Below are 7,214 nucleotides of genomic sequence, written 5' to 3'. Positions count from 1 at the left end.
ATCGAAGAAGAAAAATTCATCCGAACCACAACTTAGTTAACCTCACGGCCAACTCGTTGCGACCTGGATTAATTTAGCCCCCACCCCACAAACAACACAAATCCCCAGTACACACCGCATATTTAGGTGCATACTGGGGATAAACAGGGCGTCGTAAAGCGCTTAGTACGTCTCCGGCTCCTGCGTGCGCTTGATGTCGGCGCCCAAACGCGAGAGATTCTCAACGAAGTTCGGGTAGCCACGATCGATGTGGAAGACATCGTGAACGGTGGTTACTTCATCTGCGCACAATGCGGAGAGCACCAACCCAGCGCCGGCACGAATATCGGAGCTCCAAACATGGGTGGAAGAAAGTCTCTGCTGACCACGAATAACAACGTGGTGGCCATCCACCTGCGCATCGGCGCCGAGACGGAGCATCTCATCCACGAAACGGAAGCGGGATTCGAAGACGTTCTCCGTGATGACCGTGGTGCCTTCGGCAACGGCGGAAAGGCCAATCGCCATCGGCTGCAAGTCAGTTGGGAAACCCGGGAATGGAAGCGTTTGGTAATCCACCGCAGTTGGTCGGCCGTTCATGCGAACGCGAAAGCCGTTGTCATAATCTTCGATTTCGGCGCCAGCGGACTTCAGCTTCTCCAGCGGCAGGTGCAGGTGACGCGGCGTGATACCGCCGACGGTGATATCCCCCTGCGTCATCGCTGCAGCATAGGCCCAGGTGCCGGCAACAATGCGGTCACCGATTACCCTGTGTTCGGTGGGATGCAGCTTTTCTACGCCGCGGATCGTGATGGTGGAGGTGCCTTCGCCCTCGATATCTGCGCCCATCTCCTTGAGCATCATGCACAGATCAACGATCTCTGGCTCTCGGGCTGCATTACGCAAGACGGTCTCACCGTCTGCGAGGACAGCGGCGGTAAGAATGTTTTCGGTTGCACCGACGGATGGGAAGTCCAAGCGAATGTTGGCGCCGTGGAGCTCATCGGCCACAGCTACTACCGCGCCATGCTCAATATGGGTACGTGCACCCATCTTCTCCAGACCCGATTGGTGCATATCCAGCGGGCGCGAACCGATGGCATCGCCACCGGGGAGGGCAATCTTCGCATGACCGCAGCGAGAGGTCAGCGGACCCAGCACGCAAACAGAAGCGCGGAACTGACGTACAGCATCGAAGTCCGCGTTTGAGTGGAGCTTTTCGGGGACGGTAATCGTAACGACGTCGCCGTCGATAGTTACTTCGCAGCCTAGGCCTTCTAGAACCTTGCGCATCAACGGGACGTCGAGAATCTGCGGGCAGTTGGTCAACGTCGTGGTGCCTTCCGCCAAAAGCGAGGCGGCCATGAGCTTCAGGACGCTGTTTTTCGCGCCATCAACCACAACCGTGCCTTCGAGCCGTGCACCACCAGAGACAATAAATTGGTCTTTCACATCTTCCTAAACTACCGGATGCCCCTGAAAAACTTCTGCAAGTTTCAGGGGCATCCGGGTAGAAGAACCATGTATATCAGGGCAATGCGCCGATACGGCGAGCGGCATTGACCGCTTCATAACGGGTATGCGCACCGAGTTTGCGCATCACGGAGCGTAGATAGGACTTCACGGTCTCTGCACCGATGCCCATTTCCTCAGCCGCCTCTACGTTGGTGTGGCCAAGCGCCACGCAAGACAGGACATCAAGCTCACGGGCGGAAAGCTTCGTAGACTGCTTAACGCGGACCGGAGAAACCATCTGATCGCACAAAGCCTCAAGCTCCTTGCGCAGATCCTCGTCGTCTACGCGGTTAGCCAACATTCGCAGCTTGGAGTGCGTGGAGCGCACCTGCTCCCACTCCGCGCCATTCATGACGTGGCCGCGGGCAGCGCCGCCCTTACCGCCATCGGCGCGGCGCATCGCGGAATTAACCGCCAAATCCTGCTCCAGACAACGGGCGGTCATGGTTACTTCCTCAATAACCTTGTCTCCCAAACGCACTGGAGAGTGAACGCCGACGTAAAGGACACCGCGGATCTCACGCTGCACCGTGACCGGAACAGCCACGATGGAGTGCAGACCTTCGTCCTGGATGTAGCGGTCATTTTCATGCGAAATGGTGGTCGCACGAGCGTAGTCCGAAACACCTACTGCACGGCGCGTGCTGACAACACGGCCGCCCACTCCGACTCCGGCGTCACTGATCAGGTTTTGCAAAGCCGGCGTGCGCAGGCCGACCCACTGGGTGATCTGCAGACGATTATCGGGAAGCAGGGTTCCGTACATCGTGACGGGAATGCCGGTTGCGGTCTTCAGGGAAGACAGTGCGGCGCGTACGGCTTCGTCGTCATCTTTGAGGCGATGCGGCTCCATGAGAATCTCTCTCCTAGTTGGGGGTAACCAGTAGGTGCACCCATACCCACCATGCGATTCGGGGGTAAAAGAACACGTTCCCCGCAGTATAACCGGCCAATGGGGGTAAGAATAAATCGCCTTACTGCCAAAGCGCGATCCAAATCCCACAGCCAGTGCCCGAATGATCGGTTCAGAAGTTATGTACCGCTTTGTCTAGTAGCGTGGTGTACAGTAGCTAGGGTACGCACGAAGATATTTTCCAAGGAGTCCTCAAAGTGGCTGTCTACAACAACATTCTGGAAACCATCGGCAATACCCCACTGGTTCGCCTGAACCGCCTGACGGAGGGCCTCGGCGCAGAGGTGCTGGTGAAGGTCGAATCCTTCAACCCTGCTAACTCCGTTAAGGACCGCATTGGCAAGGCTATTATCGACGCCGCGGTAGAAGCCGGCGAGCTCAAGCCGGGCGGCACCATCGTCGAGGCCACCTCCGGCAACACCGGCATCGCGCTCGCCTTCGCTGGCGCCACCCTTGGCTACAAGGTCATCCTCACCATGCCGGAGACCATGTCCAACGAGCGCAAGGTGCTGCTGCGTGCTTATGGCGCAGAGATCGTCCTGACCCCAGGTGCAGCCGGCATGAAGGGCGCCGTCGACAAGGCGAATGAGATCATCGCCAACAACGACAACGCCATCCTGGCTTCCCAGTTCGCCAACGAGGCAAACCCGAAGATCCACGAGGCAACCACCGGCCCAGAGATCTGGAACGACGCCGAAGGCAAGGTTGATGCTTTCGTCGCCGGCGTCGGCACCGGCGGCACCGTCACCGGTGTTGGTCGCTACCTGAAGTCCAAGAATGCCGACCTCCACCTAGTTGCCGTCGAGCCGGCTGACTCCCCTGTTTTGTCTGAAGGCCACGCTGGCCCGCACAAGATTCAGGGCATCGGCGCAAACTTCGTCCCAGAGGTACTAGACCGCGAGCTGCTCGACGAGGTCATGACCGCCACCAACGAAGAGGCAATTGAGACCTCCCGCAAGCTAGCTACCGAGGAAGGCCTACTGGTGGGCATTTCCGCCGGCGCAAACATCTCCGCAGCACTCAAGCTGGCTGCTCGCCCAGAGTTTGAGGGCAAGACCATCGTTGCGGTTCTGCCGGACTTTGGTGAGCGTTATGTCTCCACCGTCCTGTTTGAGGACATCCGCGAGGCATAATTTTCCTGTCGTTTGAATGAAAAGCACCCATCTTGTTGGTGGGTGCTTTTTCTTTGCCAGTAGTATGTACCACATGAACGTCCTAAAGATGATTCGCGAGGATTTGGCGAATGCCCGTGACCATGATCCCGCGGCCCGAGGAGATGTGGAGAACGCCATAGTCTACTCTGGCCTGCATGCCATCTGGGTGCACCGCATCTGTCATTGGATGTGGAAGCGCGGTTGGCGCGGCCCTGCGCGCATCCTTGCGCAAATCAATCGCTTCTGGACCGGAATCGAAATCCACCCTGGAGCCACCATTGGACGTCGGTTCTTCATCGACCATGGCATGGGAATCGTCATTGGTGAGACCGCCGAAATCGGCGAGGGCGTGATGATCTATCACGGCGTCACGTTGGGCGGCCAGGTGCTCACCCAAACCAAGCGCCACCCCACTGTCCAAGACAACGTCACGATTGGCGCTGGCGCCAAGGTGTTAGGCCCCATCACCATCGGTGAAGGCTCTGCTATTGGCGCAAACGCAGTTGTCACCAAGGATGTGCCTGCAGAGCACATTGCTATTGGTATTCCAGCAAAGAACCGTCCGCGTAAGAAGGAAGAGCGCATCAAGCTCGTCGACCCCGACTATTACATCTAGCTGTTGCTTTGCGACGTCGCCAAGCGCGGCAAAGTGGGCCCCACACGAACGTGGGGCCCACTTTTAGGTTTTAGTTCTCGAGCAGGTGCTGGTATTCCGGGTTCTTCTCGATGAAGCTCGCGACGGCAGAACAGCTGGCGATGACGCGCTTGCCGGCGGTGGATTCATCCTCCAGAGCGGCCTTGATGAGCGGTTTGGACAGGCCTTGGCCTTGGAAGCCCTCGTGGACCACGGTGTGGTGGAAATCGCGGGTTTCTGCAGTGTCGACGTACTCCGCGAAGCCGGCCTCTTCCCCATCGACGGCAATTACGAAACGGGAGGCGTCAGTTTGGTGTGCAACAGAAGTAGTCATGTGGCCCATTAAACCATTTCTGCAAACCAAAAGAACCCCCTTCTACAGAAGGGGGTTGATTTGTGGCCAGAGCCAGGATCGAACTGGCGACCCCACACTTTTCAGGCGTGTGCTCTACCGACTGAGCTATCTGGCCAGAAGCCACAAGTGACTTCGGCGACCCTGACGGGACTTGAACCCGCGACCTCCGCCGTGACAGGGCGGCGCGCTAACCAACTGCGCCACAGGGCCATTTTTCAATTTTTCGTACCTCATTGGGCACGGATAGTTACTTTACACAACGTTGCTGAAATCAAACAAATCTGCAGTTTAACTGCGGTTTTCTCTACTCTTGCGCACCAGTTTTTCAAAAGGCCGCATGAGGCAACGCAAAATATAGGCAGGCGCACACGCAAAGATTTCAGGCCAAGCCATATAAGGCGCTGTAAAGGCGCGTGCGCTTGCCGACGCCGCCTCTTCGAGCCGAGCCACACCTCACGGCTTCAGCGGCCCTCTACGTCGCCATAAAGACGTTTTTGAAGCACGCGCCGCGCCTCTAAGCCCCGCCCCGGTGAAACAACTCCCCCACCCCAACTCACCCCTACACAGTGATGGCCCCAGTAGATCTCGAGCGGGGACTTAAACGAAAGAAAGCAAAAGAAAAAGCCGGCTCCATCACTGGAACCGGCTTATCAATATGGCGACCCTGACGGGACTTGAACCCGCGACCTCCGCCGTGACAGGGCGGCGCGCTAACCAACTGCGCCACAGGGCCATATTGAATTTTGACCTTTAAAAGGTCGGCATGAAGCAAGAAGCTTCGTACCCCCAACGGGATTCGAACCCGTGCCGCCGCCGTGAAAGGGCGGTGTCCTAGGCCGCTAGACGATGGGGGCCCATTGCCTTGGAGCAACGTCTTAAAAATATACTGGAGTAATCGCGCGTTACAAAATCGCCCCGAAAGGAACCCCTAGATGAACGCAGAAAACCATGTCTGACCAGCAACATACCTGCGCCTGCCATGAGCCTCACGCGCACGGGTATAACGCGGATAGCAAAAACAAAGCGAGGTATTTGGCGCGTTTGAAGCGCATCGAGGGTCAAACGCGCGGCATCCACCGCATGATCGAAGAAGACAAATACTGCATTGACATCATCACGCAGATCTCCGCAGTAACCTCCGCGCTAGAAAATGTCTCTTTGGCCTTACTCGAAGACCATATTGAGCACTGCGTAGCCGGTGCCGCCGCCGAGGATGGTCAAGTGGCCCAGGAAAAGCTCGAGGAAGCCATGACGGCTATTCGCAAGCTGGTTAAGAGCTAACGCCCCCAACCAACACATCATGCGAATCTTCAGCGACACTTCAAAGGTCTGACTAGATTGAGCATGAGCTCCCCCTAGCCCCTAGACAGGGAAAGGAGCAGCTCTAGCCTGCCGGCACTGACTAAGCTCCAGCCTGTTTGAATTTGTGCAAAGAAGGAATACTCACAAGGAGCGAAAGGCCACTTATTAAAAGTGGGACATGGCCTGGCGGGACAGCAAGAGCAAAAAGAACAAAACGCCATTTCGTTTCGGATGCCGATAGCCAAAGAGCCGTTTGCAAGACGAGTTGCGCTATAAGCAACAATGCGAGTGTATCCACGTTCAAATATTTGCCTGCGAAAAATGTTATTCCCATAAGGACGGTGGATACATAAGCAAACCTGACGCTTCCTACGCCGGTCAGGGAAAATACCCAAGGGACGCTCCACAAGACAACGAGAAGCGTGCTGTCTACGACTAACCACTTCCTTGGAGAACGAGCTTCTAGCTTGGAAAGCTGATTACGGAACAAAGTTACTGGCAACGCCGCATAAGCAAATGAACATATGGTACCTACATTCACCCCTGCAGTACCGCTAAGCCAGGGAATTCTTAGCAGCCAGCCTTCAGAGAAGGATAGAGCTAAACCAATAAACAACATCATCAGCAAGACCACAAAAATTCTGTGACCATGGAAGTACAAGAACGCAAATGATTTCACAGGCTAACCGCTAACTCTACAGGTCGACTGCTCGATACGTTGAACAACATCGCTTACGTCAACTTGTCGGTTAGGATCCCAAGGGAGGCCACTAACCGAAATTCCCAAATCTTTCGCCGGAATTCCACAAATTTGCGCATTTGCACGAATCAATTCCGCAGTTCCAACTTGATCCACAAACTCTCCAACGACTCCTTCCAGAGTTGGTTGGCTACTTAGGCTTAAGTGATCTTCTGAAAAATCTCCCCACACCACCGGTCGATTTGAGAAATCTCCCCACTCAGCTGGCACTATTTTAGAGAAGGCTTCCCGCGCTTGGATGTTCAGTAATATGTTTTCTTTTGGGACCTCCGGCCAAGCGCAGACATCCGAAACACAGACAATCTGCGCAGAGTCCCTTTGTACAAGGCCAAATTCTGTAAGTTTCTGAGCCCAAAACGTAGAACCTACGATAGCCAGAAGTCCTAAAAGCAAAGCTGCCATGTACAGCTTTCTTCGGTGCCTAAGCAAAGCCGCAGCCGAAACTACGAGCAGCGTCACTCCCACAATCCCCGCAACTGCTATACCGATTGCTTTCACATCTAGCGTTGTATCCAGAGAACAGCACGCCAAGAAGTCGCCAGCTAAATGCCTCAAAACCCCCGGAGAATGAAGCGTCCTGGGTTTAGTTCCGCTTCTTTTAC

General features: G+C 55.6%; 8 protein-coding genes and 4 tRNA genes. 3 read left to right on the top strand and 9 right to left on the bottom strand.

Annotation, left to right across the window (positions count from 1 at the left end; genetic code table 11):
- Window positions 1-162: 162 nt before the first annotated feature.
- On the bottom strand, window positions 163-1,431 hold the full coding sequence (gene murA / locus HMPREF2692_RS03210; RefSeq protein ID WP_070822730.1) for a UDP-N-acetylglucosamine 1-carboxyvinyltransferase: 1,269 nt from the start codon (window positions 1,429-1,431) through the stop codon (window positions 163-165).
- A 76-nt stretch (window positions 1,432-1,507) separates the two neighbouring features.
- The gene (ramA, locus tag HMPREF2692_RS03205; RefSeq protein ID WP_061924468.1) at window positions 1,508-2,347 is read right to left on the bottom strand and encodes an acetate metabolism transcriptional regulator RamA; all 840 of its coding nucleotides are present in this window, start codon (window positions 2,345-2,347) and stop codon (window positions 1,508-1,510) included.
- A 257-nt stretch (window positions 2,348-2,604) separates the two neighbouring features.
- Here ramA and cysK point away from each other — a divergent pair, with 257 nt between their 5' ends.
- Both cysK and epsC read left to right on the top strand, forming a co-directional pair.
- Window positions 2,605-3,540, top strand: a complete 936-nt coding sequence (gene cysK, locus HMPREF2692_RS03200; RefSeq protein ID WP_061924471.1) for a cysteine synthase A — start codon at window positions 2,605-2,607, stop codon at window positions 3,538-3,540.
- Between the two features lie 73 nt (window positions 3,541-3,613).
- Window positions 3,614-4,177, top strand: coding sequence for a serine O-acetyltransferase EpsC (epsC, locus tag HMPREF2692_RS03195; RefSeq protein WP_096337004.1), 564 nt, complete (start codon window positions 3,614-3,616; stop codon window positions 4,175-4,177).
- Window positions 4,178-4,247: 70 nt separating this feature from the next.
- Here epsC and HMPREF2692_RS03190 read toward each other — a convergent pair whose 3' ends face one another.
- The 5 genes from HMPREF2692_RS03190 to HMPREF2692_RS03170 form a co-directional block, all read right to left on the bottom strand.
- Window positions 4,248-4,538, bottom strand: coding sequence for a GNAT family N-acetyltransferase (locus HMPREF2692_RS03190; protein ID WP_061924476.1), 291 nt, complete (start codon window positions 4,536-4,538; stop codon window positions 4,248-4,250).
- A 54-nt stretch (window positions 4,539-4,592) separates the two neighbouring features.
- Window positions 4,593-4,665: transfer RNA gene (locus HMPREF2692_RS03185), tRNA-Phe, on the bottom strand.
- A 21-nt stretch (window positions 4,666-4,686) separates the two neighbouring features.
- Window positions 4,687-4,760, bottom strand: a tRNA-Asp gene (locus HMPREF2692_RS03180).
- A gap of 446 nt (window positions 4,761-5,206) precedes the next feature.
- Window positions 5,207-5,283 (bottom strand) — tRNA-Asp (locus HMPREF2692_RS03175).
- 48 nt (window positions 5,284-5,331) lie between these two features.
- Window positions 5,332-5,404 (bottom strand) — tRNA-Glu (locus tag HMPREF2692_RS03170).
- Window positions 5,405-5,498: 94 nt separating this feature from the next.
- Between HMPREF2692_RS03170 and HMPREF2692_RS03165 the strand changes: the two genes are divergently transcribed.
- Window positions 5,499-5,831, top strand: coding sequence for a metal-sensitive transcriptional regulator (locus HMPREF2692_RS03165; RefSeq protein WP_061924479.1), 333 nt, complete (start codon window positions 5,499-5,501; stop codon window positions 5,829-5,831).
- A 121-nt stretch (window positions 5,832-5,952) separates the two neighbouring features.
- On the opposite strand, the gene HMPREF2692_RS12920 is transcribed toward HMPREF2692_RS03165, so the two are convergent.
- The gene (locus HMPREF2692_RS12920; protein WP_141744814.1) at window positions 5,953-6,531 is read right to left on the bottom strand and encodes a hypothetical protein; all 579 of its coding nucleotides are present in this window, start codon (window positions 6,529-6,531) and stop codon (window positions 5,953-5,955) included.
- 3 nt (window positions 6,532-6,534) lie between these two features.
- Window positions 6,535-7,214 (bottom strand): hypothetical protein (locus HMPREF2692_RS12915; protein WP_210400640.1); only part of this gene is annotated, 680 nt, incomplete at its 5' end.

This window comes from Corynebacterium sp. HMSC036D03 (assembly GCF_001836185.1).
GTDB lineage: Bacteria > Actinomycetota > Actinomycetes > Mycobacteriales > Mycobacteriaceae > Corynebacterium > Corynebacterium simulans.
The sequence above is the reverse complement of the archived record's forward strand: the minus strand, read 5'-3'. Positions and strand labels throughout refer to the sequence as shown.